Annotated in this window: 28 protein-coding genes, 4 tRNA genes and 1 riboswitch; of the genes, 17 read left to right on the forward strand and 15 right to left on the reverse strand. The window is 67.6% G+C overall.

The window, feature by feature from the left end; translation table 11 throughout:
• Positions 1–62 precede the first annotated feature (62 nt).
• The 11 genes from ACT3UE_RS13090 to ACT3UE_RS13140 all read right to left on the reverse strand — a co-directional run bounded on the left by ACT3UE_RS13090 (position 63) and on the right by ACT3UE_RS13140 (position 9,551).
• A complete protein-coding gene (locus tag ACT3UE_RS13090) occupies positions 63–326 on the reverse strand; it encodes a phosphoribosyl-ATP diphosphatase (RefSeq protein WP_444553986.1) in 264 nt (87 codons plus the stop codon).
• 88 nt (positions 327–414) lie between these two features.
• A complete protein-coding gene (gene ribH, locus ACT3UE_RS13095) occupies positions 415–897 on the reverse strand; it encodes a 6,7-dimethyl-8-ribityllumazine synthase (protein ID WP_444553987.1) in 483 nt (160 codons plus the stop codon).
• On the reverse strand, positions 897–2,213 hold the full coding sequence (gene ribB / locus ACT3UE_RS13100) for a 3,4-dihydroxy-2-butanone-4-phosphate synthase (protein ID WP_444566845.1): 1,317 nt from the start codon (positions 2,211–2,213) through the stop codon (positions 897–899). The genes ribH and ribB overlap by 1 nt, the downstream gene beginning before the upstream one ends.
• A complete protein-coding gene (locus ACT3UE_RS13105) occupies positions 2,210–2,836 on the reverse strand; it encodes a riboflavin synthase (RefSeq protein WP_444553989.1) in 627 nt (208 codons plus the stop codon). The genes ribB and ACT3UE_RS13105 overlap by 4 nt, the downstream gene beginning before the upstream one ends.
• Positions 2,836–3,933, reverse strand: a complete 1,098-nt coding sequence (gene ribD / locus ACT3UE_RS13110) for a bifunctional diaminohydroxyphosphoribosylaminopyrimidine deaminase/5-amino-6-(5-phosphoribosylamino)uracil reductase RibD (RefSeq protein ID WP_444566846.1) — start codon at positions 3,931–3,933, stop codon at positions 2,836–2,838. Before ribD ends, ACT3UE_RS13105 begins: the two co-directional genes overlap by 1 nt.
• Entirely contained in the window at positions 3,930–4,634 is a 705-nt protein-coding gene (gene pnuC, locus ACT3UE_RS13115) for a nicotinamide riboside transporter PnuC (RefSeq protein ID WP_444554051.1), read from the reverse strand. The genes ribD and pnuC overlap by 4 nt, the downstream gene beginning before the upstream one ends.
• Before the next feature lie 97 nt (positions 4,635–4,731).
• Positions 4,732–4,864: riboswitch (FMN riboswitch) on the reverse strand.
• Positions 4,865–4,884: 20 nt separating this feature from the next.
• Positions 4,885–5,556 carry a ribulose-phosphate 3-epimerase gene (rpe, locus tag ACT3UE_RS13120; RefSeq protein ID WP_444561227.1) on the reverse strand — a complete coding sequence of 224 codons (672 nt, stop codon included), beginning with the start codon at positions 5,554–5,556 and terminating at the stop codon, positions 4,885–4,887.
• A 15-nt stretch (positions 5,557–5,571) separates the two neighbouring features.
• Positions 5,572–7,098, reverse strand: coding sequence for an RsmB/NOP family class I SAM-dependent RNA methyltransferase (locus tag ACT3UE_RS13125; protein WP_444566847.1), 1,527 nt, complete (start codon positions 7,096–7,098; stop codon positions 5,572–5,574).
• Positions 7,095–8,042, reverse strand: coding sequence for a methionyl-tRNA formyltransferase (locus ACT3UE_RS13130; protein WP_444566848.1), 948 nt, complete (start codon positions 8,040–8,042; stop codon positions 7,095–7,097). Before ACT3UE_RS13130 ends, ACT3UE_RS13125 begins: the two co-directional genes overlap by 4 nt.
• Positions 8,039–8,611, reverse strand: coding sequence for a peptide deformylase (def, locus tag ACT3UE_RS13135; RefSeq protein WP_444553994.1), 573 nt, complete (start codon positions 8,609–8,611; stop codon positions 8,039–8,041). Before def ends, ACT3UE_RS13130 begins: the two co-directional genes overlap by 4 nt.
• A 94-nt stretch (positions 8,612–8,705) precedes the next feature.
• Positions 8,706–9,551 carry a cytochrome gene (locus ACT3UE_RS13140; RefSeq protein WP_444566849.1) on the reverse strand — a complete coding sequence of 282 codons (846 nt, stop codon included), beginning with the start codon at positions 9,549–9,551 and terminating at the stop codon, positions 8,706–8,708.
• Between the two features lie 205 nt (positions 9,552–9,756).
• On the opposite strand from ACT3UE_RS13140, the gene ACT3UE_RS13145 reads away from it, so the two are divergent.
• The 5 genes from ACT3UE_RS13145 to ACT3UE_RS13165 all read left to right on the forward strand — a co-directional run bounded on the left by ACT3UE_RS13145 (position 9,757) and on the right by ACT3UE_RS13165 (position 10,538).
• A tRNA-Gly gene (locus ACT3UE_RS13145) sits at positions 9,757–9,830 on the forward strand.
• A gap of 63 nt (positions 9,831–9,893) precedes the next feature.
• Positions 9,894–9,964: transfer RNA gene (locus ACT3UE_RS13150), tRNA-Cys, on the forward strand.
• A 28-nt stretch (positions 9,965–9,992) separates the two neighbouring features.
• A tRNA-Val gene (locus ACT3UE_RS13155) sits at positions 9,993–10,064 on the forward strand.
• Positions 10,065–10,098: 34 nt separating this feature from the next.
• Positions 10,099–10,175: transfer RNA gene (locus ACT3UE_RS13160), tRNA-Gly, on the forward strand.
• A gap of 135 nt (positions 10,176–10,310) precedes the next feature.
• Positions 10,311–10,538 (forward strand): Rv0909 family putative TA system antitoxin, encoded by a 228-nt coding sequence (locus tag ACT3UE_RS13165; protein ID WP_444553996.1) that lies wholly within the window; start codon positions 10,311–10,313, stop codon positions 10,536–10,538.
• A gap of 92 nt (positions 10,539–10,630) precedes the next feature.
• On the opposite strand, the gene ACT3UE_RS13170 is transcribed toward ACT3UE_RS13165, so the two are convergent.
• Positions 10,631–11,239: a helix-turn-helix domain-containing protein gene (locus ACT3UE_RS13170; protein ID WP_444566850.1), complete on the reverse strand. Its 609-nt coding sequence runs from the start codon at positions 11,237–11,239 to the stop codon at positions 10,631–10,633.
• 56 nt (positions 11,240–11,295) lie between these two features.
• Here ACT3UE_RS13170 and ACT3UE_RS13175 point away from each other — a divergent pair, with 56 nt between their 5' ends.
• From ACT3UE_RS13175 to ACT3UE_RS13185, 3 genes are read left to right on the forward strand one after another with little or no spacing between them, the layout of a single operon-like run.
• Positions 11,296–12,486, forward strand: coding sequence for a benzoate/H(+) symporter BenE family transporter (locus ACT3UE_RS13175; RefSeq protein ID WP_444553998.1), 1,191 nt, complete (start codon positions 11,296–11,298; stop codon positions 12,484–12,486).
• Between the two features lie 39 nt (positions 12,487–12,525).
• The gene (locus ACT3UE_RS13180) at positions 12,526–12,759 is read left to right on the forward strand and encodes a class I SAM-dependent methyltransferase (RefSeq protein ID WP_444553999.1); all 234 of its coding nucleotides are present in this window, start codon (positions 12,526–12,528) and stop codon (positions 12,757–12,759) included.
• Positions 12,740–13,243 carry a class I SAM-dependent methyltransferase gene (locus ACT3UE_RS13185; protein ID WP_444561231.1) on the forward strand — a complete coding sequence of 168 codons (504 nt, stop codon included), beginning with the start codon at positions 12,740–12,742 and terminating at the stop codon, positions 13,241–13,243. The genes ACT3UE_RS13180 and ACT3UE_RS13185 overlap by 20 nt, the downstream gene beginning before the upstream one ends.
• A 7-nt stretch (positions 13,244–13,250) precedes the next feature.
• Here the strand turns inward: ACT3UE_RS13185 and zapE are convergent, their stop codons facing one another.
• A complete protein-coding gene (zapE, locus tag ACT3UE_RS13190) occupies positions 13,251–14,291 on the reverse strand; it encodes a cell division protein ZapE (RefSeq protein ID WP_444554001.1) in 1,041 nt (346 codons plus the stop codon).
• Between the two features lie 173 nt (positions 14,292–14,464).
• Between zapE and ACT3UE_RS13195 the strand changes: the two genes are divergently transcribed.
• Genes ACT3UE_RS13195 through ybaK form a run of 3 tightly spaced genes read left to right on the forward strand, consistent with a single transcriptional unit; the run spans position 14,465 to position 16,376 of the window.
• Positions 14,465–15,376, forward strand: coding sequence for a sulfurtransferase (locus ACT3UE_RS13195; RefSeq protein ID WP_444554002.1), 912 nt, complete (start codon positions 14,465–14,467; stop codon positions 15,374–15,376).
• 29 nt (positions 15,377–15,405) lie between these two features.
• A complete protein-coding gene (locus ACT3UE_RS13200) occupies positions 15,406–15,852 on the forward strand; it encodes a SufE family protein (protein WP_444554003.1) in 447 nt (148 codons plus the stop codon).
• Between the two features lie 11 nt (positions 15,853–15,863).
• Positions 15,864–16,376, forward strand: coding sequence for a Cys-tRNA(Pro) deacylase (gene ybaK, locus ACT3UE_RS13205; RefSeq protein WP_444554004.1), 513 nt, complete (start codon positions 15,864–15,866; stop codon positions 16,374–16,376).
• Here ybaK and ACT3UE_RS13210 read toward each other — a convergent pair.
• The gene (locus ACT3UE_RS13210; RefSeq protein ID WP_444554005.1) at positions 16,373–17,638 is read right to left on the reverse strand and encodes an alpha/beta hydrolase family protein; all 1,266 of its coding nucleotides are present in this window, start codon (positions 17,636–17,638) and stop codon (positions 16,373–16,375) included. The genes ybaK and ACT3UE_RS13210 overlap by 4 nt on opposite strands.
• A gap of 119 nt (positions 17,639–17,757) precedes the next feature.
• Between ACT3UE_RS13210 and msrB the strand changes: the two genes are divergently transcribed.
• From msrB to ACT3UE_RS13235, 5 genes are all read left to right on the forward strand, one after another.
• A complete protein-coding gene (msrB, locus tag ACT3UE_RS13215) occupies positions 17,758–18,192 on the forward strand; it encodes a peptide-methionine (R)-S-oxide reductase MsrB (RefSeq protein WP_444554006.1) in 435 nt (144 codons plus the stop codon).
• Between the two features lie 190 nt (positions 18,193–18,382).
• Positions 18,383–19,774, forward strand: coding sequence for a DUF6421 family protein (locus tag ACT3UE_RS13220; RefSeq protein WP_444566851.1), 1,392 nt, complete (start codon positions 18,383–18,385; stop codon positions 19,772–19,774).
• A gap of 9 nt (positions 19,775–19,783) precedes the next feature.
• Positions 19,784–20,515: an SDR family NAD(P)-dependent oxidoreductase gene (locus tag ACT3UE_RS13225; RefSeq protein WP_444566852.1), complete on the forward strand. Its 732-nt coding sequence runs from the start codon at positions 19,784–19,786 to the stop codon at positions 20,513–20,515.
• Positions 20,516–20,578: 63 nt separating this feature from the next.
• Positions 20,579–21,610, forward strand: coding sequence for a threonine aldolase family protein (locus tag ACT3UE_RS13230; protein ID WP_444554052.1), 1,032 nt, complete (start codon positions 20,579–20,581; stop codon positions 21,608–21,610).
• Positions 21,498–22,592, forward strand: a complete 1,095-nt coding sequence (locus ACT3UE_RS13235) for a DUF817 domain-containing protein (protein ID WP_444554009.1) — start codon at positions 21,498–21,500, stop codon at positions 22,590–22,592. Before ACT3UE_RS13230 ends, ACT3UE_RS13235 begins: the two co-directional genes overlap by 113 nt.
• On the opposite strand, the gene ACT3UE_RS13240 is transcribed toward ACT3UE_RS13235, so the two are convergent.
• On the reverse strand, positions 22,500–23,993 hold the full coding sequence (locus ACT3UE_RS13240) for an L-lactate permease (RefSeq protein WP_444566853.1): 1,494 nt from the start codon (positions 23,991–23,993) through the stop codon (positions 22,500–22,502). The genes ACT3UE_RS13235 and ACT3UE_RS13240 overlap by 93 nt on opposite strands.
• Before the next feature lie 239 nt (positions 23,994–24,232).
• Between ACT3UE_RS13240 and ACT3UE_RS13245 the strand changes: the two genes are divergently transcribed.
• A complete protein-coding gene (locus ACT3UE_RS13245; RefSeq protein WP_444566863.1) occupies positions 24,233–24,841 on the forward strand; it encodes a DUF3000 domain-containing protein in 609 nt (202 codons plus the stop codon).
• The last annotated feature ends 2 nt before the right edge of the window (positions 24,842–24,843 follow it).

Raw genomic sequence — 24,843 nt, forward strand, 5'->3', positions numbered from 1 at the left:
GCTGGTTTTCGGTGGTCTGGGCTCCCTGGGCCGCCGACCCCGCCGAGTGCGGGGTCGGGCGGCTAGAGATGCTTGTAGACGTCTTCCAGCGACAGTCCCTTGGCCAGCATCATGACCTGCAGGTGGTACAGCAGCTGCGAGATCTCCTCGGCTGCTTCCTCGTCGGTCTCGTATTCGGCGGCCATCCAGACTTCGGCTGCTTCTTCCACGATCTTCTTGCCGATGCCGTGGACACCCGAATCCAGCTCCGTGATGGTGCGGGAACCCGAGGGTCGGGTTTGTGCCTTTTCGGCCAGTTCGGCAAAGAGGGTGTCAAAGGTTTTCACCCTTCAAGCCTAGCCGTTGGCGAAGCGCCGCCCCGACTCCGACGTTTCAATGTGACGAAACCGACGGTGCGGGGCGGCGCCGGGAACACTATTCCGCGGACAGTGCCAGGGCAGTCAACAGCGCCGCCGACATGGCTTCATGTCCCTTGTCCTCCACCGAACCGGCCAGCCCGGCACGGTCCAGGGCCTGCTGCTCCGTATCGCAAGTCAGCACGCCGAAGCCCACCGGGACGCCGGTCCTGATCGAGACCTCGGTCAATCCCGCCGTCGCCCCCTGGCAGACGAATTCGAAATGCGGTGTCCCCCCGCGGATGACCACGCCCAGGGCCACGACGACGTCGTAGTCCGGTGCGAGCCGGGCTGCGGCGACGGGCAGCTCGAAGGTGCCCGGGACCCGGACGAGGCGGGGCTCTGGAAGGCCTGCCTCGTTCGCGGCCCGCAACGCGCCGTCGACGAGTCCGTCCATGACCTGCTGGTGCCAGCTGGCGGCAACGACCACCGCACGCAGTCCGGCTTTTCCTGCTGCCTTCAGTTCATCGGCTCCGGTATCGGGTGCTCCGTGTCCGCTCATCAGTGGTGCTCCTTCGTGGTGGGTGTGCTGGGTTGCGAGGGGTCCGCCGATGCGAAGGCCTCGGCCAGGATGCGGTGGGACATGCGTTCGCGTTTGGTCTGCAGGTACCGGGTGTTTTCCGGGCGGGCGACGATGGTGCTGGGGATCAATTCCACGACGTCGACCCCCGATTCCCGCAGCCATTGGGCCTTCAACGGATTGTTCGTGATCAGTCTGATCCGGTCCAGATCCAGGCTGTGCAGGATCGCCGCAGCCGCGTCGTACCGACGGGCGTCGATGGGAAGTCCCAGCTGTTCATTGGCCTGGACCGTGTCGGCGCCACCGTCCTGCAGCGAATAGGCGCGGATCTTATTGGCCAACCCGATCCCCCGGCCCTCGTGGCCGCGCAGGTAGATGATGGTTCCCCCGTCCACCGCAATGGCTGCCAGGGCGGCGTTGAGCTGCTCCCCGCAATCACACCGATAGGACCCGAAGACGTCTCCGGTCAGGCATTCCGAGTGCAACCGCACCAGCGGGATCTCGGTGCTGGCATGCTGCGGGGTGGGCGCCGTCAGGGTCAGGTGTTCCAACCCGGTCTGGCGTTCGGTCCAGGCCTGGGCGGCGAAGGTCCCGTGCTCCGTGGGCACGGCGACCACCGGTCCCCCGAGCACCGCGGAGGGGGTGGACGGTTCAGGGGCGGCATCCTGCTGGCTTTCGAGCCGGGCCGCGAGGTCCTCGATGCTGATCAGCGGGATCGAGAATTCATCGGCGAAGACCCGCAAGGCCGGTAGACGCATCATGGACCCGTCGTCGTGGATCAGTTCAGCGATCACTCCCACCGGCTGCACGCCCGCCAGACGGCACAGGTCCACGCTGGCTTCGGTATGTCCACGCCTCACCAGCACACCGCCGTCGACGGCCCGAAGGGGGAACATGTGTCCCGGACGGTTGATCACCGTCCCGTCGCTGGCCGGATCCGCGAGCAGGCGCGCGGTCAGGGCCCGGTCCGCCCCGCTGATGCCGGTGGTGATTCCCGCCGCCGCATCGCAGGAGACCGTGTAGGCGGTGCCCTTGGCGTCCTGGTTGTCCTCGACCATCGGGGGCAACCCCAACTGGTCGGCCCGGTCCCCTGGCAGCGGGACACAGAGCACGCCGGAGGAATACCTGATGGTCCAGCCCAGCAGTTCGGGGGTGGCGAATTCGGCGGCGAAGATGATGTCGCCTTCGTTTTCGCGGTCCTCGTCATCGACCACGACGACAGGGCGTCCGGCAGCCATCGCCGCCACGGCGGCGTCCACCGGGTCCAGCAGGGACTCGCCCTGCTCCCGGGGGCTCATCGCCGGGCTCCTTCGGAGAATGCGGCAAGCCGCTCGGCATATTTGGCCATCACGTCGACCTCCAGATTCACGGTGTCCCCGGGCTGGCGCTGCCCCAGGACGGTTTCCCTCAGCGTGGTCGGGATGACCCCGACCTCGAAATATTGTTCGGCCTCCGCGGCCTCGGAGACGGTGGTGACCGTCAACGAGACCCCGTCCACGGCGATCGAGCCCTTGCGGGCCACATAGCGGGCCAGTTCGCGGTCCAACCCGAATCGCAGGCGCACCCAATTGCCTTCGTCCTCGCGTTCCAGGACGGTTCCGGTGCCGTCGACATGGCCTTGGACGACGTGACCGTCCAGGCGCCCGCCAGCGGGCACGCAGCGTTCGAGGTTGACCTGCTCCCCCACCGCCAGCGTGCCGGTGGTGGTCAGTCGAAGGGATTCGCCCATGACATCCAGGTCCACGGCATCGCCGGTGATGGCCGTGGCCGTCAGGCACACGCCGTTGACGGCCAGGGATCCGCCGAGGCCCAGATCCGAGGCATGCCCCGGGGCGTTGATGCGCAGGATCGCTGCGTCCTGTCCCGGAACCGCGGAAATCTCTTCGACATTCCCTAATCCGGTGATGATGCCCGTGAACATTAGCGGGTCCCTTCGTGCTCGGAGGCCCGGTCTGCGGGCCCTGGTTGTGGTTCAAGATGCAGGACGACGTCGGAGCCCAGCAGTTGGTGGGCCGGCCCACCGGCGTCGTCGAATCGGAAGTGTCCGGCCTCCGCCAGCGTGCCGATCCCCAGATCACCCACGGCATGGCGTCCTGCTCCCAGGAAGATCGGGGCCTGGTACAGCCAGATCTCATCCACGAGATCGGCGGCCAGGAACGCCGTGGCGATCGAGGCACCGCCCTCGATCATGGCGTGGTCGATGCCCCGTGCGGATAGGGCCGCCAGCACCGCCGCCGGATCGTGGGTGCGGAGCTGGACGTGGTGGTCATCGGCGGCCACCGCTGCCCCGCCGGGCAGTTCGCGGTGGCCCATGACGACACGTAGCGGTTGGCGTGGTGCTGCGGTCCCTGCGGGGGTCCGGGCGGTGAGTCGGGGATCGTCGGCGAAGATCGTTCCCGTTCCGGCGATGATGGCTTCGCTACGGGCCCGGATCAGATGGGAGTGATCGCGGGAACCGGCACCGGTGATCCACTGGCTGGTTCCGTCGGCGGCGGCGATCCGGCCATCCAGGCTCTGCGCCAGATGCAGGCTCGTGAAGGGCCGGTCGGCGGCCCGGGCGCCAATCCACCGGTGGTTCAGCAAGCGGGCCTCGGCTCCCAATAGCCCCGACACGACGTCGACCCCGGCGTCCGAAAGGATTTCCGCCCCGCCACCGGCCCGTGCGGTGCCATCCGTGGCCGCATGGACGACCCGGCCGATTCCGGTGGCGGCAATGGCCTCGGCGCAGGATCCGGTCCGGCCCCGGTGGGAGCACGGTTCCAGCGTGGCCAGCATCGTCAACCGGGAGGCTTGTTCGGAGGTGACCGGACCCAGCTCGTCCAGGGCCGCGGCTTCGGCGTGGGCGGTGCCCGCCCCGCGGTGCCAGCCGCTGGCGACGGGGCGCCCGGTTTCATCCAGGATGACCGCACCGACCAGTGGGTTGGCCCCGCGGATGCCGCGGCAGGCCAGTTCCAGGGCCAGTTCCATCCCCTCCTGTTCGGCCCGGCTGGTCGGGGGGCCCACCGTCTGCCCGCTCATGCTGAGGTCCGCGTGATCGGATCGGGCATGGCGGTCTGGACCAGGGCCTGTTCCCGGTTCCGGGCCCTCCACCAGACGAAGAACCCCGCGAGGGTGAAGCCGCCGTAGAAGAGGTACATGAAGGCGCTGGCATAGTAGCCGGCGCTGAAGAGCAGCGGCACCCCGACGACGTCGACGACGACCCAGAGCAGCCAGAACTCGACCCATCCCTTGGCCATCCCCCAGGTCGCCAGGAGCGAACCGACGAAGGTCCAGGCATCGGCCCAGACGGGTTCGTAGGAGCCGAGGATGCGGAAGAGCGGGGTCAGCGCGACCGTTCCCACGATCATGATCCCGCCGAGCGCCCAGCGCTCGCGGCCGGTGGCCCACCGGGGGGTGACCGCGGTGCCCGTTCCATCACCGCTGGCTTGTTTCCAGCGGCGGTAGCCGTAGACCGAGACGGCGATGAACATGATCTGCCGACCCGCCTGGCCCAGGAGGTTGGCCGCGTGGCCGGTGTCGAAGATGCTGCCGACGAAGACGGTCAACAGCAGCAGGTTGCCGACGATGCCGACCGGCCAGGCCCAGACCTTGCGGCGCATGCCGCCGACGGCGCTGGCCAGACCGAAGATGTTGCCGACGACTTCCCGCACCAGAAGCGAGCTGTTGCCGACCGGAATATTGGCGTTGAAGATATCAATGAGCCACCGCAGGGATTCCATCATTCCTCCTCATGAGCCGCGGCGGCTCCGGGGGAACGACAGTTGAGGCATCGGCGGACGGGGCGTCGAGGACGCCACCGGTCACCAGACCAGCCCTGTACGTGCTTCTCCCATCCAGACTTTAACTGTCGGTACTGGAATTCCACCAGTTCAACCTCGGCGCCGTGAGGCACCTCGGGTCGCGGACTATAACCGCCGGTTCGGACTTACACCGACCCCGGAGCACGTGTTGTTTACTTATGTCCCTAAACTATAGCCCCGACTCGGTGTGTTCGACGACATGTCGTAATGCGTCGACGGCCGCGGCGGGATCCTCGGTGCCGTAGACGCTGGAACCGGCCACGAAGACATCTGCTCCCGCCTCCGCGGCACGCAGGATGGTTTCGCGGGTGATTCCCCCATCGACCTGCAGCACCAGCGGCAATCCGGAGCCCTCGATGGCGGCCCGGGTCCTACGGATCTTGGGCAGGATGAGGTCCAGGAAGGACTGGCCGCCGAAACCGGGTTCGACGGTCATCAGCAGCAACATGTCCAGTTCCTCGAGCATGTCCAGATACGGTTCAACGGCAGTGGCAGGGCGCAGGGCCATGGCCGCCTTGGATCCACGCGCCCGAAGTTCGCGGGCCAGCCGGACCGGGGCCGCCGAGGCTTCGGCATGGAAGGTCACGGAGTCGACCCCGAGGTCGGCGTAGTCCGGGGCCCACCGGTCGGCGTCTTCGATCATCAGGTGCACGTCCACCGGGAGCGTGCTGACGTCGGCGATGCGTTTGACCACGGGCAGGCCCAGGGTCAGGTTCGGGACGAAGTGGTTGTCCATGACATCGACGTGCACGGCATCGGCGGTCCCGATGCGGTGCAGCTCGGCCTCGAGGTTGGCGAAGTCGGCGGAGAGGATGCTGGGGTGGATCCGGCAGGGGGACATGGGTCTACCTTTCGTCTACTCGGGCTGTTCGGTCGGCTCGACATCGGCGTCGAGGGTGATCAGGGCCAGGAACATGGCGTCGGTGGAGTGCAGATGCGGCCACAGCTGGACGGTGTTCCCTCCCGACGCATGGTCAGTACCGGAGATGCCGCCTTCGAGCGAGACGGCATTGACGGCGGCGGCGGTATCGAGGAGCCGGGCTGTCGGGGTCCGGCGCAGGGCGTCCTCCAGCACGGCCAACGATTCGGCCGGGTGGGGTGAGCAGGTGGCGTAGGCCAGGACGCCGCCGGGCCGCAGGGCCTTCAGCGCCGCATCGATCAATTCATCCTGCAAGGTGGTCAGTTCGGCCACGTCCGCCGGGGTCTTGCGCCATCGGGCTTCGGGCCGGCGCCGCAATGCGCCCAACCCGCTGCACGGGGCATCGACGATGATCCGGTCGAAGCGCTGATCGGCCGGGATCCCCAGATAGCGTCGCCCATCACCGACCACGACGTTCCAGGCCTGTCGATCCACCGGCCGCAGGGCCTTGCGGACCAGATCGGCACGGTGTTCGGCCGGTTCGTTGGCGGTCAGTTCGGCGCCTTGCTGCGCGGCCAGACCGGCCAGCAGGGCGGCCTTGCCGCCCGGGCCGGCGCAGAGGTCCAGCCAGTCGGTGTCGCGTCCCTCGATCTCCACGGAGGCCAGGGCGCGGGCCAGCAATTGCGAGCCGGCATCCTGGACCCGGGTGGTTCCGCGGTGGATGGAGGAGAGCTTGGAGAGGTCTCCCCCGCTGTAGTAGGCCGAATCGGGGGCCAGTCGTCCCGGGGTCGCGCCGTGGTCGAAGGCTTCATCGAGGGATCCGACTCCCGGCAGGGCCACCAGGTTGACCACCGGGGCCAGGTTGTCCGCGGCAAGCAGGTCGGTGATTTCGGCCGCATCCCGGCCGTGGGCGACCAGGCCCTGGCGCAGGGCCCTGACCACCCATTCCGGGTGGCTGTATTCCAGGGCCAGCCTCGAGATCTCGTCTTGGACACCGTCCAACAGCAGCGTCTTCCAGGCGTCGGCGTCGTTCCGTGCGACCTTGCGCAGGACGGCGTTCACCAGCCCGGAAGGACCGGCGCCGATGACCGCCCGGGCCAGGCCGACGGTTTCATCCAGTGCCGCGTGGTGGGGAACGCGCATGGCCAGCAGCTGGTGGGCGCCCAGCCGGAGCGCGTCAAGGATCGCCGGATCCAGTTTTTCCAGCGGACGGTCCACGCAACGGGAGAGGACGGCGTCGTAGAATCCGCGACCCCGGAGGGCGCCGTAGGCCAGTTCGGTGGCGAATCCGGCGTCCCGTCCGCTGAGCCCGTGTTCGCGCAGGCGGCCGGGCAGGACCAGGTTGGCGTAGGCGTCCTGCTCGGCGACGGCCCGCAGGACCTCGTAGGCGACCAGTCGGGCGGGGTCGGCGATGCGCCGGCGTTGGGAGGGTGCCGAAGCACTGAAGTTCCGGTGGCCCGAACCGCCCCGGTTGCGTTGGCGTCCGGCGTCGTTGCGGCGTTCACCGCGTGGGTCCTTGCTCATGAAAAGGAGACCTGCTTCCCTGTTGCGCCTTCGTCGTCGATATCCAGGCCGCGGGCCCAGTCGGAGGCCTTCATCATCTTCTTGCCCGCCGGTTGGACCTGGTGCAGTTCCAGGGCATGTGAACCGGTTCCGACCAGGACTCGGGGCGTCCGGCCGGGCAGGACACGGAGCACGGCCGGCTCCAGATCCGTCACCGAGGGCTCGAGGCCGACGGCACCGAGTTTGAACCGCTTGCCGTCCAACAACGTCCAGGGACCGGGTTCGGGGGTCGTGCCGTTGATGCGCCGCCGGATCGCCAGCGCCGGTTCCGCCCAGTGGACATGCGCGTCCTCGAGGCCCAGCTTGGGGGCCAGCGTCACCGGCCCGCTTTGGGGTACCGGCGACAAGCGGCCGGCGTCGATCCCATGCAGGGTCTGCGAGAGCAGGACGGATCCGCTGTGGGAGAGCCTGTCCAGCATGGCCCCCGCGGTATCCTCCGGGGCGATGTCCTCGGTCAGCATCCCGTACACCGGGCCGGTATCCAGGCCTTCCTCGAGGCGGAAGGTCACCGCCCCGGTGACATCGTCGCCATGGATGATCGCGTGCTGGACCGGGGCGGCGCCGCGCCAGGCCGGCAGCAGCGAAAAGTGCAGGTTGACCCAGCCATGCCGGGGCACCTCCAATGCCCGCGGTGGCACCAGTCCCCCGTAGGCGACGATGGCGGCGATCTCGGCTTCGGTCCGGGCAATGGCCGAGATGACGTCCTCGTCGATCCTGTTGGCCTTGATGACCGGCAGCCCCAGTTCGGCCGCACGAGCGGCGACGGGCGAGGGCGTGAGGACGCGTTTGCGTCCGAGCGGGGCGTCTTCGCGGGTCAGCACGGCCACTACTTCCAGGCCGTCGGAGATGAGCTGGTCCAGGCACGGCACGGCAACCTGCGGCGTTCCGGCGAACAAGACCCTCATCGAGCTGCCCCGAAGGTCCCGCCGCCGAAGCTCGATCCCACCGCAGTGGCCCGGCTGCCGCGGATTTCCGAGGCGACGTCGTCGTAGCCGGAGTCCCGGATGCGCCTCAGGGCCTCCTTCTTATCGGCTCCACGCAGGCGGTCGATGTAGAGGCGGCCGTCGAGGTGATCGGTTTCGTGTTGCAGGCAGCGGGCGAGGACGCCCTCCGCCTCGATGACCAGCGGTGCCCCGGTCATATCGGCCCCACTCACGCGGGCCCAGCCGGGCCGGGGCAGGCGGTATCCCAGACCGGGGACCGACAGGCAGCCTTCGAGGGCTTCGTCCTCGTCGGCTCCCCCGACTTCCAGGACCGGGTTGACCACGTGGCCGTATTGGTCCCCGACCCGGTAGGTGAAGACGCGCAGACCGACGCCGACCTGGGGCGCGGCCAGTCCGACGCCGGAGACGGCGTCCATCGTTTCGGTCATGTCCTGGACCAGGCGGGCCAGTTCGGGCCCGAACCTGGACACGTCCTCCGCGGGGGTCCGCAACACGGGGTCCCCCACGATGCGGATTTCCAGAATCGTCATGACTGTATGCTCCTGACGCCGTATACCCGGCAATGTGCTGTGGAAAGTCGTCCGGTGGCCCTGCTGGCGGCAGCACCGGTACGCAGGAACCAGTCTACTGGGCCGGGGGCGGTCCCACGGCCCGCAGCGCGGTCCCGGCCTCGGAGACCTTCACCCCCGATTCCCAGACCCGGCGCAAGGCGAAGAACCTGCTCCAATAGGCCGGCAGAACCTCGGGCGGGGCCATCAGGGTGCGCACTTCGGTCTGCCCCACGGCCACCCCGAGCAGCATCGGATCCTCGCCGTAGGGCCAGGGCTCCCAGGTTCCGGCCTCGGCGTCGACCACGACCTCCTCGGCCTTGTAGCCGGCGGCCAACTGCATGACGACCTTCGGATCCAATGCCTTGACCCGCCCGTCCCGATCGGTGCCCTTGGTCTTGTAGTCGATCAGGCATAGCCGTCCACCGATCCGGGCGACCAGGTCCAGGGTTCCCGCATAGCCCACCGTGTGGTTCCAGACGGTGACCTCGGCAGCGATCGGTTCCACCCGGTATTCGTCCCACCAGTCATCGAAGCGCGAGGCGAATCCGCCTTCGTCCTTTTCCAGGAGGACCTCCCGTGCCTCGGCGGCGGAATGCGGACGTCCCAAGGCCCGCAGCGCCACCTGTTCGCAGTAGTTGTGGACGCGGTCCCCGCGGGCCGCGGCCTCGTTGCGGTAGGTTTCCGCGGCGTTGGAGGCGTCCCGCGCCACGGTGCGCAGCTTGGCCTTGTTGCCGACCGCTGCGCCGAGCCGGTCGTCCTGGGTGACCGCCGTGGCGGCCACGTGCCCGATCCAGCCGTCCAGGGACATGGACGCCTGGCCGATCACCGTGGTGATGGAGGGGACCTCGGGCAGGCCGTTGATCTTGCGGGAGTACATGCGGCCGTACGTGGTCTGGTGGGCCAGGGCAGGTGAAGTCATGCCCACGATTCTGGCATGCCGGTCCGACGCATCGGGTGCCGCACCGGCGATCCAGGCGCCGTTCGTCCCCCTGATTCCGCCCTCCGACGCTCCCATGACATCCCCGATTTGGAACTTCGGGGAATCGTCGTATAGAGTTTTTACTCGTTGGAACGCACCGGTTCGGAAAGCTAAAAGCGACCGAAACGGAGCAGTTCTCCGACATGCGGACATAGCTCAGTTGGCTAGAGCGCCACCTTGCCAAGGTGGAGGTCGCGAGTTCGAATCTCGTTGTCCGCTCGCAAGTCACTGTAACGGTCGATTCGTCGATCGAGCCGGGACCGGGAAACCGGTCCGGGTCACGGTGGGGTGGCCGAGTGGCTAGGCAGCGGCCTGCAAAGCCGTATACGCGGGTTCGAATCCCGTCCCCACCTCGCATACGGTAATGTTGCACCCTGAAGAGGGCGATTAGCGCAGCGGTAGCGCGCTTCCCTGACACGGAAGAGGTCACTGGTTCGAACCCAGTATCGCCCACTGAAACTGCTCCGCCACGGCGGAGCGTTTTTATGCGGACATAGCTCAGTTGGCTAGAGCGCCACCTTGCCAAGGTGGAGGTCGCGAGTTCGAGTCTCGCTGTCCGCTCCACGAACCGCCGGATGACCCCAGGGTCGACCAGGCGGTTTTTTTTGTTGCCTTCCCCTCGAATTGGCCGGCGGTCCGCCGGTATGATGGTGATCACACGGAAGCCTCGAAGGCTTCCCGGAGGAGAGGAGGTGGCACTTGGCTTTTTTTGACGAGCTCAAGGGCAAGGCCGAGGGACTCAAGGACAAGGCCGCGACAGTGGCCGAAGACGGAGCCGAGAAGCTCCGTGGGGCCGTAGGCGGTGTCGGCGGTTTCGTCGACGAGAAAACCGGTGGCAGGTATTCCGAGCAGGTGGAACACCTCCAGGAATCCGCCCACCACCTTCTCGACAAGGCAGCCGGCAACGACTCGAATCCTCCGACCTAGAATTCCACGCGTCCCCCACAGGACGCCTGCCGGCCCACGAGCACGGCAAACAGGTGCCGGTCCCGCCGGGAGGCGGGGCCGGCACCTGCCCGTTAACGCCCGGCGGCCCCGGGGATCGGCGGATTGATGATGGTCAGCACCCCTTCGGCACCCACGTCCGATGAGTAGACATGTCGACCAGAGGACTCCCATGACAGGGCCTGCCCGGCCTTGATCCGTTTGGTCCGGCCCTCCGGCCCCACCTCGGCCTCCCCCTCCACGAGGACCAGGCGTTCGGCCACGCCCCGTCCATGGGCCGGGGAAACCCTCCGGCCCGGACCGATCGTGAGCCAATACACTTCGATCAACGACCCGTCGGCGACCCGGCGGGCCTCCAGCAACCGGGCCGATACCGGGCCGCCTCCCACCGAGATCGCTCCATCGCCCGGCAGCGGCCCGGCTCCCCCGGTGGCCTGCGAGGCCACCGGCTGGTGTCCGTCATCGGTGGAGACGAAGCCGGCCAACGGGACTCCCAGCACCCCGGCGACGGCATAGAGGGTCTCCAAGGTCGGGTTGCGCTGCCCGTGCTCGAGTTCGGAGAGCGTCCCCTTGCCGATGCCCGCGGCCGTGGCCAGGCCGGTCAGCGACAGCCCGGCACCTTGCCGGTGCGTGCGGATCCGGTTGCCGACGTGGAGCATGCGGGGATCGATTGCGGCTGACATGGACCCAGACTACGCTGAGAGTCGTTCCGTAAACAGAACCACCGTCAGTCGAGGTCATGTCCCATACTCCAGTTCCCACCGCCCCGGGCGATCTCGTCCGCCCACTGACTGCCGGTCTGGTCACCGCCCTGGTGGGATTCACCTCCTCCTTCACCGTCGTCCTGGCCGGGCTCAGCGCCGTGGGCGCCAGCCCCGGGCAGGCCGCTTCCGGGCTACTGGCGCTGACCATCTCGTTCTCCTTGTGCACCGTTGCCATCGCGGTCACCACGCGGCGTCCGGTGACCTTCGCCTGGTCGACTCCCGGTGCCGCCTTGCTGGCGGCCGCCGGCGGGCTCGGGCTCGGCTGGGACGAGGCCGTCGGCGGTTTCGTGATGTGTGCCCTGCTGATCTTCCTCACCGGTGCCGTCCCGGTCATCGGGCGGCTGCTCGGAAGGCTTCCGGCACCCCTGGCCCAGGCGATGCTCGCCGGGGTCCTGTTCGAACTCTGTCTGGCCCCGTTCCACGCACTGGCCAATGTCCCGCTCATGGCCGGGGCGATCATCCTGGTCTGGCTCGTGTGCATGCGCTGGGCGCCTCGGTGGGCCGTCCCGGCTGCCATGGCCGCCACGTTGCTGATCGTCCTGTTCAACGCGGCCCAGACCGGAACGGCGCTGCCCGGCGATCTATGGCCCCGGCTGGAATTCACCCTGCCGAAATTCACCTGGGCCGGAGCCACCGGCGTCGCGGTGCCCCTGTACATCGTGACCATGGCCTCGCAGAACATCCCCGGGATGGCCGTCCTGTCCGGGTTCGGTTACAAGACCCCCTGGACCGCTTCCATGCTGGCCACCGGCGCTGCCGGACTCGGCGCCGCCTTCTTCGGCGGGCATGCCATCAACCTGGCCGCGATTTCCGCGGCCCTCGCCGCCGGCGAGGAAGCCGGACCCGACCGTTCGCGCCGCTGGATCGCCGCGGTCTCCGCCGGCGGCTTCTACTTCCTCCTCGGTCTGGGGGCCACCGTGGTGGGGGCGATCGCCGTCACCGCCCCCGAGGGCCTGCTGACCGCAGCCGCGGGTCTGGCGCTCTTCGGCACCCTGGGTGCCGCGGCCTCTTCCGCCCTCGAGGACCCACGCTCCCGGTTCGGGGCGTTGACCACGTTCATGATCACCGCCTCCGGCGTCGCGTTCCTGGGGGTCGGCGCCGCATTCTGGGGGCTGGCCGGGGGGCTGTTGGTCAGATGGGCGATAGAACGTCCGGGACGCCATTAGGCTGAGATCATGGTGGACCCCTAGGGCGACGAGGATCTCGTGGCCCTCTACGAAACCGCTCACCCGGCAGGGCGGGACCACGAGTACTACCGGTCGCTCGCCGACACCCTCGGTGCCGGAAAGATCATCGATCTGGGGTGCGGCACCGGGCTGCTGACCCGAACCCTCACGGCCCCCGGGCGCGAGGTCATCGGTGTGGACCCGAGCCCCCACGATGCTCGGATACGCCCGCCGCCGGCCCGGGGCGGGTGCGGTGAGGTGGATCGACGGTGATGCCCGTGTCCTGGACCCCTCGGCTCCTGCCGATCTGGTGCTTTGCACCGGGAACGCCTTCATGCACATCGGCACGGACGAGCTCGTGGAGACGCTCGACCATCTTCGACGCAGCCTCACTCCGGGCGGGGCCTTGGCCTTCGAAACGCGCAACCCGGCCCACCGCGAATGGAAGAACTGGACTCCGGACCAAACAACCCATGTCCGCCCGGCAGCATTCGGGACCTTCACCGAATGGTTGGAAGTCACATCGGTGCGCCCCGGCGTCGTCGTCTTCGACAGCCATAACCTCTTCGCCAACGGAACCGACAGGATCTTCACCAGCGCCCTGTACTTCCGCACCGAAACCGAGCTGATCGAAGCGTTGGGCGCTGCGGGCTTCGAGCACGTCGAGGTCATGGGTACTTGGGAAGGCGATCCCGTGGCTGCCCGGCACCGGTTGCTCATCGTGCTCGCCACCACGGGCGTCACGACCACCTCGTGAACCGAGGCTAGATCGCCACTTCGGCCTTCTGGCCTTCTCGGGCCAGGGCCGTCAGCCGCGACACGGCACGGGAGTACTTCTTCTGGTACCCCCCGGCCATCATCTCCTCGGTGAACAACTCGTTGAACGGTTTCCCACTGGCCAGGACGGGAACGTCCTTGTCGTAGAGCCGGTCGGCCAGCACGACGAAGCGCAGGGCCAGCGATTGTTCGGTGATGGTCCGGACCTCGTGGAGGACCAGGATGTCGATATCGTCCACCAACTGCCGGTAACGGCTGGGGTGGACGCTCGACAGATGCTTCACCAGCGCTTCGAAGTCATCGATGGCCAGGACCTTATCGGCATAGAGTTCGGTGGCGGTGGACTCCAGGGCGGCATCATCCACGGGCCGGGGCGCCTCGGGCAGGCCACGGTGGCGGAAGTCGTCGCCGTCGATGCGCAGGACATCGAACTGGTCCGCCAGCACCTGGATCTCGCGCTGGAAGTCCACGGCGGCGAAGCGCCCCTCGCCCAAGGAGCCCGGCAGGGTGTTCGAGGTCGCCGCGAGTTTGACTCCGGCATCGGATAGTTCACGCATCAGCCGCGACATCAGCACCGTGTCACCGGGATCGTCGAGTTCGAATTCATCGATGCACACCAGGTTGTAGCCGCTGAGGACCTCCACCGTCTTGCGGAACGACAGGGCGCCGACCAGGTTGGTGTATTCAACGAACGTACCGAAGGCCTTGGGGCCGGGAACCGCGTGCCAGAGGGAGGCCAACAAGTGGGTCTTGCCCACGCCGAACCCGCCATCGAGATAGATGCCGGCCTTGGTCTGCGGTCCCTTCCCCCCGAAGATCCGTCCCAGCAGGGACTTCTTCGAGCCACCGACGCCCTCGGCGAAGGCCCGCAGGGCCTCCACCGCCTCGGTCTGTGAAGGCTGCGCCGGATCCGGACGGAAGGTGTCGAAGGAGACCACGCCGAACCGGTAGGACGGATGGAATCCGGCCAGGAGTTCGTCGGGCGAGACCTGGGGGATGCGTTCGGTCAGGTGTTCGATGTGTGCCACGGGCGGGGTCGGTTCCTTTGTGAGGGGACGGGCCGGCACGCGGGGCGCACCATGACCAACTTTACGCCTCGCGCGCAAAGCCACCGGCACGTGACGCCCGACCCAGCAGGCCGGCACCCGAAGACGTAGGCTGGAGACAGATCCCCAGCCACCGTGTGAAACGAGGAATCCTCATGGGCCTTGCCGCCGATACCACTGCCAAGTTCTCCGCCTATGCCCATCCCGGGCGCTTGGTCTCCACCGATTGGCTGGCCGAGCATCTGAAGGATGACGGCCTGGTCGTCGTGGAATCCAACGAAGACATCCTGCTCTACTCCACCGGGCACATCCCCGGCGCCGTGAACATCGACTGGCACACCGACCTGAACGACGAGGTCACCCGCGATTACGTCGAGGGTGAAGCCTTCGCCCGGCTCATGGGGTCCAAGGGCATCACCCGGGAGACCACCGTGGTGATCTACGGGGACAAGAGCAACTGGTGGGCCGCCTACGCACTCTGGGTCTTCACCCTGTTCGGCCACGAAGACGTCCGGCTGCTGGACGGCGGCCGCGATAAATGGTTGGCCGAAGGACGCGAGACGACTAGGGAAAAGCCCCGGCCCGAAACCGTCGACTACCCAGTGGTCCCCCGCAACGACGACGCGATCCGAGCCTTCCGCGAGGATGTCAGCGCCCACTTCGGCAAGCCGTTGATCGACGTACGCTCCCCCGAGGAATACACCGGCGAACGCACCCACATGCCGGACTACCCGCAGGAAGGCACGTTGCGCGGCGGGCACATCCCCACCGCTGCCTCGGTTCCCTGGAGCAAGGCGGCCAACGAGGACGGCACCTTCCGCAGCCGTCCCGAGCTGGAGGCCCTCTACTTGGACGAGGCGGGGCTGAAGCCCGGGGACGACGTCATTGCCTACTGCCGGATCGGCGAACGGTCCAGCCATACCTGGTTCGTGCTCAAGCACCTGCTCGGCTTCGATTCCGTTCGCAACTACGATGGTTCCTGGACCGAATGGGGCAACGCGGTCCGGGTTCCGATCGCCGTCGGTACCGAGCGTGGCGAGGCCCCGGCCTCGTCATCCCGCAGCTAGGCCCCCCGCCCACCAAGGAGCATGCACCCATGAGTGAGACTGCCATTCCCTCCGCCCTGGCGGAGATCATCGATGACTTCAACGCAATCACCGAGCGCGAGCGCCTCGAATTGCTCCTGGAGTTCTCCGACGAACTACCCGCCCTGCCGGAGCGGTTCGCCGAACACCCGGAGTTGCTGGAACGGGTCGTGGAATGCCAGACCCCGCTGTTCCTGACCCTGGAGATCGCCGATACCGACGCCCGGGAAGTCAGTCTGTTCTTCTCGGCGCCGCCGGAGGCCCCGACCTCCCGGGGTTTCGCGGGCGTCCTGGCGGAAGGCCTCGATGGCTTGCCGGCCGCCGAGATCCTCGCCGTACCCAACGACATGCCCGACCGGCTCGGGCTGACCCGGGCCATCACCCCGCTGCGCATGCGCGGGATGTCCTCGCTGCTGGGCCGCATCAAACGCAAGGTCGCCGAAGGCCTGGCCGCGTAACAGGCCCCGTGATGTCCAGGAAGAAGCACGCCCACGACGCCGGTGGCACCCCGGCCACCCTGCTCCTGGACGCGGACGGGGCCGAATACGGGACCCATGCCTACGCGCATGATCCGCAGGCTCCGTCCTACGGTGCCGAAGCCGCGGAGGCCCTGGGGGTGGATCCCGCCCGGGTCTTCAAGACCCTACTGATCGATACCGGCCGCCCGGGGTCCGAGGCGCTCGCGGTGGCGGTCGTCCCGGTGACCGGGTCGCTGGATCTCAAGGCGGCGGCCATGGCCCTGCACGTGAAGAAGGTCCATCTGGCGCAGGCGGCCGACGCGCAACGCCGTACCGGCTATGTGTTGGGCGGGATCTCCCCGCTGGGTCAACGACACCCTTCCACGACGGTCCTTGATGATTCCGCACTGGACTGGCCCACGATCCACGTCTCGGGCGGGCGTCGCGGGCTGGAGATTGAATTGGCTCCGCAGGATCTGATCCGGTTGACCGGCGCGCGTCCGGTTCCGCTGGCCGGCCCCTAGCCCTTCGGGCCGCGGCCCCGGCTGCCGGGATTCCCCGCCCCGGGTTTGGGGGCCACGATGATCCGCGAGAGCCACCGGATGACCGTCTGCTCCCAGCGTTCGGGATCGACGTTCCACTCGCGGGTATGTGCCGCGAGCGTGAAGCGTTCGAAGGTGACCATCTCGGGATTGAGTTCGGCCAGCTGGGCCGAGGGGCCCACCGGCACGAAGTCGTCGTCTTCGCTATGCAGGATCAGGGTGGGAACGCGCAGCTGGTCGGCCTTGGCGATCCAGTTCAGCTCCTTCAGGTCCACCGGGGCCGCCAGTCCGGTGATCGCGCGGCCCGCCCGGTTGGAGAGCAACCATTGCCCGAGCCGCCCGACGGCTTCGGGGATGCGGTTGACCTTGGCCTGGTGGCGCAGGACGTCGATCCAGTTCACCACGGGGCCATCCAGGACCAGTGCCTGGATATGGCGCTTATGCCGAGATTTATCGGCCACCTGCAAACTGATGGCCCCGCCCATGGACCAGCCCATGAGGATCACGTTGCGTGCCCCGTGCTGAAGGGCGAAGTCGATCCCGGCGTCGACGTCCTCCCATTCGGTGCTGCCCAGTCCGTAGCGCTGATCGGCGGCCGACGGGGCCACCCCGTCGTTGCGGTAGGACAGCAGCAGTGAACTGATGCCCAGTTCCGCAGTGGTGGACAAGGCCCGCAGGCCCTCGGTGCGTGCCGCCCCGCGGCCGTGCACCATGATCGCCCAGGTGTCGGCGCGATCGGTTCCGGGAACCACCCAGGCCGGGGCGTTGCCCACCGACGTGGGGATGTCCACGCTCTCGAAGGCGAACCCGGCGTCCTCGGGGGTCTCGTAGACCGCGCCGGACCACCAGCCACGCACCGCGGTCTCCAGGTTTCCCGAGTACACGTGCTCCACGCGGCGGGCGATGGTGCCTTCGGCCGGGGTGAAGGAGAGGATCTCCCCGATCCTGGCGTGGCCGCGGCCGACGTCGAAGTACAGCGAATAGGTACCGGGATCGGTGGTTTCGGCGGTGGCGGGCAGGATCACTTCCATTCCCTCGTCCCCGCGCACGACGGCGAGGATCGCCAGATCCTCGGTCTTGCGTACCGGAAGCACCACTTGCCGGGCGAAGTATCCGGCCAACGCGGAGGCACTGGCGGCCAGCAGGGAGCCGGCGGCGACACCGGCACCGGCACCGAGGACGGCCCACCGCATCATGGGGGCCTGGGGGGTCGCAGGGTCGGCGGTCCGTGTGTACTCGCGCATGTACCCATCATGGCAAGTCAACCCGGGTGCGCCAAGTCCCCGCCGGCTCATCAGCTCACCCGGGGGTCCGGACCGGCCACCGCGGGAATGGCCGGGCCTCCCCGGGCGTTGGACCGGATGTGAGTACATTTTCTGATTCGAACGCCCAGTCCTTCCCCGTCACCAAGACCGATGAACAGTGGAAGGAAGAACTCAGCACCGAGGAATACCAGGTGCTTCGACAAGCAGGGACGGAGCGCCCCTTCACCGGCGAGTACTGGGATAGCACCACCGAAGGTGTCTACGCCTGCCGGGCCTGCGGGGCCGAGCTGTTCACCAGCAAGGAGAAGTTCGGCTCCGATTGCGGGTGGCCCTCCTTCTTCGCTCCCCTGGCCGAAGGGACCGTGCGCTATCTGCATGACAAGTCCCTGGGCATGGAACGCATCGAGGTCCGCTGCGCTTCCTGCGATTCCCATATGGGGCACGTTTTCGAGGGCGAGGGGCTGGACATCCCCACCGACCAGCGCTTCTGCATCAACTCGGTGTCGCTGACCCTGCGTCCCGCCCAGGCCTAGCGGCGACTGCCACGGCAGCCTGCCCCCGCGCTGGGTCTGCGGAAGGTATTCCTCCGCACAAGCATGAGTATCTCTTGGCCTCACTCGCTCCACACGCCAGCAGTGCTTGATCTCTCCTAGGCTGGAACCACCACGGCAGCAGGCCGGCGCACCCAGCGCGGCCCCGGAGATGATTCGAGGTGCAGGACCGATGTCCCAGGCAACCATGACCCATGACACCACCAGCGGACACGGCGAGGACCTCGCCAACCATCCCTCGTGGCTTGAGCTGAAGGCGGCGGCCACCGCCTTCCACGAGCTGCAGGTCAAGGACGGTTCGGTCCCCGAAGCAGACGATCGGGCCCGCGCTGCGGAATTGACCACCACCATCACCGATGCCGTGGCGGAACTTCGCCCCCTTTTCGAGCACGACGACGAATACCTGGATCAGGTGGTCGCCGACTTCAAGGCCTGGGCCGAGGGCGGTTTCGGTGTCCCGGACTTCCTGGACTCGCTCCAGGCCTTCCAGCCGCAGCTGGACCGCGTCGACGGGCTGCGCCACCTCGTCCTGTTCCCCATGTACACGCAGAACGGGTCATCGAACCGTTTCGTCGAAGCCGTGCTGGTCGAGGTCATCTGGCCCGACTTCATCGCCGAACTGGAAGCCGGGGACTACTCCAATAAGCTCTTCGTCCCGCTGCGCTTCCTGGACTTCACCCCCGGCTACGACACCAACGCCGCGGTACTCTTCCCCGAGTCGGTGGCCATGCGCGAGACCCCGGCGTTCACCTGGGGCGCGATCTTCCAGGACCGCGAAGCCGCCCGCTACCGTCGGGTCGTCGCCGCCGCGGCCGAGATCACCAATCTCGATCTGCCGGCCGAGGCCGCCGAACTCCTGGCCGACCAGAAGCTGACCGAGGAAACCTTCATCATGTGGGACATGATCCACGACCGCACCCACATGCGCGGGGACCTGCCCTTCGATCCCTTCATGATCAAACAGCGCATGCCCTTCTTCCTGTACTCCCTGGAGGAACTGCGCTGCGATCTCACCGCCTTCCGCGAATGCGTCAAGATCGCCGCCTCCCCCGCCTCGGACCCCGAGACCGCCCGGCATGCCCGCCTGGTGCAGTACACGGTGATCTTCGACCGGATCTTCCGCTTTGCCATCACGGGCAACCGCGTGCGCAACTACGACGGGCTCGGCGGACAGCTGCTCTTTGCCTGGATGCACCAGCACCACGTGCTGCACTGGACCGATACCAAGCTGACCATCGACTGGGACGCCATCGCCCAGGTCGTCAGCTCCCTGGGCGATGCCATTGACGATCTGTACTGGCGCTCCATCGACCGGCCGAAGATCTCCCACTGGCTGGCTGCCTACGACCTGGTGTCCTCCACGCTCACCCCGCACCCGGCCTCGGTCTGGGCGAAGGGCAAGGAAGCCCTGCCGCTGACGGAGCCCCTGAAGGAAATGACCAACCAGGTCCTCGACGATGAGTTCCCGCTGTCGATGTTCTACGAGGCGCTGGGCAAGAAGATGAAGCCGGTCATTGAATCCACGGTCGGCATCACCGCCGGCGACGTCCCGGCCTCGGCCTAGACTAGCCAGATGAGCACACCGCATATACCCACCGTCCTCATTGCCGGCGCCACGTCCTCCTCGGGGGTGGCCGCCGCCCGGGCACTGCATGATTCCGGGGCCCGGGTCCTGGCCGTCGGGACCAACGCGGCCCGGTTGGAAGAACGCCTGGGGTTCGTCTCGGAGCGCTACGCCACCGATCTGGGCGACTACGCCGCCACCACGGCGCTGGCAGAACGGATCCACGCCGAGGTCGGAGCCATCGACGGGCTCATCCACCTGGTCGGCGGTTGGCGGGGAGGCAAGGGGCTGGGCGGACAATCGGATGAAGACTACGACTTCCTGCACCGCCACGTCCTCACCACCCTGCGCAACACCTCCCGGGCCTTCTACCAGGACATCGCCGACTCCCCCGTCGGACGGCTCGCCGTGGTCTCTTCCACTGCGGTCCAGCGCCCCAGCGCGTCGGGAGCGAACTACATCAGCGTCAAGGCCGCGGCCGAAGCGTGGACCATGGCCACCGCCGGGGGCCTGCGGGCCGCCCAGTCCGGCCATAAGCAGGATCCCGTCCCCCAGCGTTCCGCCGCCGTCGTTCTGGTCATCAAGGCCTTCGTCGACGCCGCGGCCCGCGAGGCCGAACCCGAGAAGGAATTCACCGGGTTCACCGACGTCGCCGATTTCGGCAGTGCGGTCGCCGGACTGTTCGACGCCGATGCCGGGACCTTGAACGGCACCCGTTTGTCCCTGGTGCCGCAGGCATAGACTGGGACGACTTCCCACCAGCAACTTCTGAGGATAAACGTGAGCACATCCCTGCACGACACCATGGTCCGCGGCTTCGCATCGGATAACTACTCGGGGGTCCATCCAGAGATCATCGAGGCCTTGATCGCCGCCAACGGCGGCCACCAGATCGCCTACGGCGAAGATGAATACACCGAGCGGCTCGGGCACGTCATCCTGTCCCATTTCGGGCCGGCCACCGAAGCCTTCCCGATGTTCAACGGAACCGGGGCCAATGTGACCGCACTGCAATCGTTGCTGCCCCGGTGGGGTGCCGTGGTCTGCGCCGATACGGCGCATATCCATGTCGACGAGAATGGTGCCCCCGAACGCGCCGGCGGGATGAAGCTGCTGACCGTGCCGACCCCGGACGGCAAACTGACCCCCGAGCTGATCGACCGGGAGGCCTGGGGCTGGGGCGACGAACACCGCGCCCAGCCGTTGGCGGTCTCCCTGACGCAGTCCACTGAACTGGGCACGCTGTACACGATCAAGGAACTGAAGGCGATCACCTCCCATGCCCACGAATTAGGCATGAAGGTCCATATGGATGGGGCCCGCCTCTCCAACGCCGCGGCGGCATTGGACGTGCCCCTGCGGGCGTTCACCCGCGATGCGGGGATCGATGTGTTGAGCATGGGGGGCACCAAGAACGGGATGATGTACGGCGAAGCGATCGTCGTACTGGATCCGGAGGCCGCCACCGGACTGAAATACCTGCGGAAGATGAACATGCAGCTCGGATCGAAGATGCGCTTCATCTCCGCCCAGCTCATCGCCCTGTACGGCGGTGACCTCTGGCAGCGCTCGGCGTCCCACGCCAATGCGATGGCCCAGCGGCTCCGGGCCGCGGTGGAGGACATCGACGGATTGGAAATCACCCAGCCCACGGAGTCCAACGCCGTGTTCGCGAAGCTGCCCCCCGCAGCGGCCGACCGGGTGCGCGAGGACTTCCGCTTCTATGACTGGGACGAAGCCACCGGCGAGGTCCGGTGGATGTGCGGCTTCGACACCACCGAGGAGGACGTCGACCGCTTCGCCGCGGCCATCCGCACGGAGGTCGCTGCTGGCTAGCGCCAACGCCCGCTCCACCACGCTCGAGCAGCGCCTCGAGTCCCTGGCCCATCGCCTCATCGGCCGCTTCCCCGACAGCAGGACGGCCAGGGTCCTGATCGAATTCGCGGTCTTCACGTCCAAACAGGCGTGGGCCTGCGTCTTCGGGGCGGCCATGCTGGTGGTCTTGTTGGCCACCCGGCTCTGGTACCCCCAGGACGTGGCCCTGGCCCGCAATGATGCGGTCACCCTCGCCGCGGTCCTCATCCAGGTGCTCATGGTCGTCTTCCGTCTGGAGACGCTGCGCGAGCTGCGGGTCATCGTGTTGTTCCATGTGGTGGGCACCGGCATGGAATTGTTCAAGACCGGTGTCGGGTCGTGGATCTATTCGGGCGAGGGACTGCTCCATCTGGGCCACGTCCCGCTGTACAGCGGCTTCATGTACGCGGCGGTCGGCTCCTACATGGTCCGGGTCTTCCGGCTCTTCGATCTGCGCTTCGATCGCTATCCCCGCCGCTGGGCCACCGCCGTGCTGGCCGCCGCCATCTACCTGAACTTCTTCACCCACCACTACATCGTCGATCTACGCTGGGTGCTGATGGGGGCGGTGGCCGTGGTCTTCGGTCGCAGCTGGATGCATTTCCGGATCTTCCGGGTGCGGTTGCGGATGCCGCTGGTGCTCGCCTTCGTGCTGGTGGCCCTGTTCATCTGGTTCGCCGAAAACATCGCCACCTGGTCCAATGCCTGGGCCTACCCCGACCAACTCGACGGCTGGCAATTCGTCTCGATCAGCAAACTCGGCTCCTGGTTGCTGCTCATGATCATCTCGGTGGTGCTGGTCGCCTGGGTCTACCCGCCGCAGCCGCCTGAACCGTGGCGGGTCCAGCCGCGGGCCAGCGATGGAACCGGGTCAGAAGAGAACCCAGGTGACCAGCCCCAGAACCGCCGAAACGACGATCAACAAACCGAAGATCCGCGGCAGGACCCACCGGTTGACCGCTGATTCGGCATCCAGCGGGTCCTCGGGCCTGCCCCCGGCTCCCCCGCCGGTCGGGGCCCCCACCGGGGTCGCCACGGCCAATTCATAGGCCAACAGCAGCCGTGAAGGCGCAGCCATCGTTGCCATTGAGGCGGCCACGTTGGTCGCTGCCACCATCTGCAGGACCGAACTGCCCAGTTCGGTGGCCACCTGGGTCTGGGTGGCGGTCAGCATGGCGTTGGCGGCGGTGTTCGACCCGGTGATGAAACCGGCCAGGGCGTTCACTGCCGGGGCGATCACCAGATAACTGCCGCCCATGGCGGCCAAGGCCGTTCCCAGCTCCGCGCCCATTCCGGTGGACGCCAGTACCGAGCCCAGGACGGTGAAGCAGAAGGTCACCACGCCCACCGGGAGCCACGTCCCGAAGGCCGAGGCCGCCCGGCGCCGCAGCCGCGTTTCCGGCCCCCCGCTACCGTTTCGCTGCCCCGGACCGAAATGGGCAACCAGACAGGCGCAGACGAGCCAGGTCGCCGGGCTGCTGATCGCGCGCAGGCCCAGCTGCGTCTCCCCCAGGGACGACACCACGGCCCGGGTGGTGAGCAACCCGGCAGCCATGACGGCATAGGGCAGGGCGGCCCGGGCCACCACCCATCCGGCAGCGACGAGCGATCCGCGCCATCGATACACCAGCAGATGCCCGGCGATCGGAAAGAGGGAGCCCATCACCCCCGCCAAGGGGGTTCCCAGCAGGATGTTGGCCCCGAGGATCCCCGCCCAGAGCAACAGGGCACTGGCCACGGCGCCGCCGAACAGCCGGCCCACGGACCCTTCATGGCGCAGCAGGAACGTCACCAGCAAGGCCGCCCCGAGCATGACCGGCAGGGAAATGATCGCCGAACGGATCCCGACCTCCAGCAGCGAGGTCCCCGATAGTTCGGAGGCCAGCAGGGTCCCGGGGCCGAGCGCACCCCAGGGAACGGCGAGCAGCCCGAGCAGCGAGAAGATCGTCGATCGTGGCACCGAGTGTCCGATCAACCGCAGGATCGGCACGCCCACGGTGACCCCGATGCCGAAACCGGTCACCGATTCGGCGAAGGGGACGATCCCGAAGACCACGAGCAGCGTCCCGGTCCGCCGTGACGGGGCACTCGAGCGTAGCCAGCCGGAAATCGAGGCCATCGCACCCGTGGTGGACATGATCCGGCTCAGCAGGACCCCGGCATAGAGGATCAGCAGGATCTCGATGATGGTCGGGGCGAAGGCGCCCAACGACCCGGCGACCACCGACCAAGGCGTCGGGAAGAAGAGCAGGGCCACCACCAGGCCCACCGCCAAGGACCAGACGGATATCCGGGTGGATCTGATGCCCAGGAAGAACAACACGCCCGCGAGCACGATCGGTACGGCAGCGGCTACAGCCAACATGGTCCACCTCCCGGTTCCTTGATCGTCCATGGCGCGTGGCGGCGAACAGCACGCCCCGAACGACCGTAGTCCACCGGGCCCGAACCGGCACGGTGCACCGCTGTGCCACGGGGTCCTCCCCCAGCGGCGGGCTCCGCCCCGCAGGACAACGGCGAGCCTTCCGGGCCCCCCGGACCGATGACCCTAGACTCGGTTCCGTGACCGCTCTTGGCGACCTGGCACAGGTTCCCCCAGACTTCATGACGGCGCTCTCCGGACTCCGTCAGGCCGATTGCCGTGCCGAAATGCACTTGGCCGAAATCCCGGCCCCCGCACGGCTGGCTCCGTTCGCGGTGGCTCTTTCCGCCCAGGTCCTGGACTCCCCACCGCGGGTCCACGGGTCCCCCCACGGCCCCGCGGCGACCGCACTGACCGAGTCCCGCAGTGCCGATGAGGACAATGAATTGGCGACGGGACGATTCATCCTGCTGCACGATCCCGATGGCTCCGACCTCTGGAACGGCACCTTCCGCATCGTCACCTACATCCGGGCCCAGCTCGACGCCGAGATGGGCAACGATCAGATGCTCGGTTCCGTGGCCTGGACCTGGTTGCTCGATGCCCTGCACGAGAACGACGCCGATTATGCCGAGGCCGGGGGCACCGCCACGCGGATGCTCTCGCAGAGCTTCGGCAGTCTGCAGGAGCGGCCCGAAACCATCGACATCGAGTTGCGGGCCTCCTGGACCCCGCAGGGTGCCGAGCTCCGGTCCCATCTGGAGGCCTGGAGCGATATGGTGTGCACCTTCGCCGGTTTGCCACCCCTGCCGGAGGGCGTGACGGCCCTTCCACGCCGCCGCCGGAGTTGAAT

Source organism: Arthrobacter sp. 179 (assembly GCF_052379645.1).
Classification (GTDB): domain Bacteria; phylum Actinomycetota; class Actinomycetes; order Actinomycetales; family Micrococcaceae; genus Arthrobacter_H.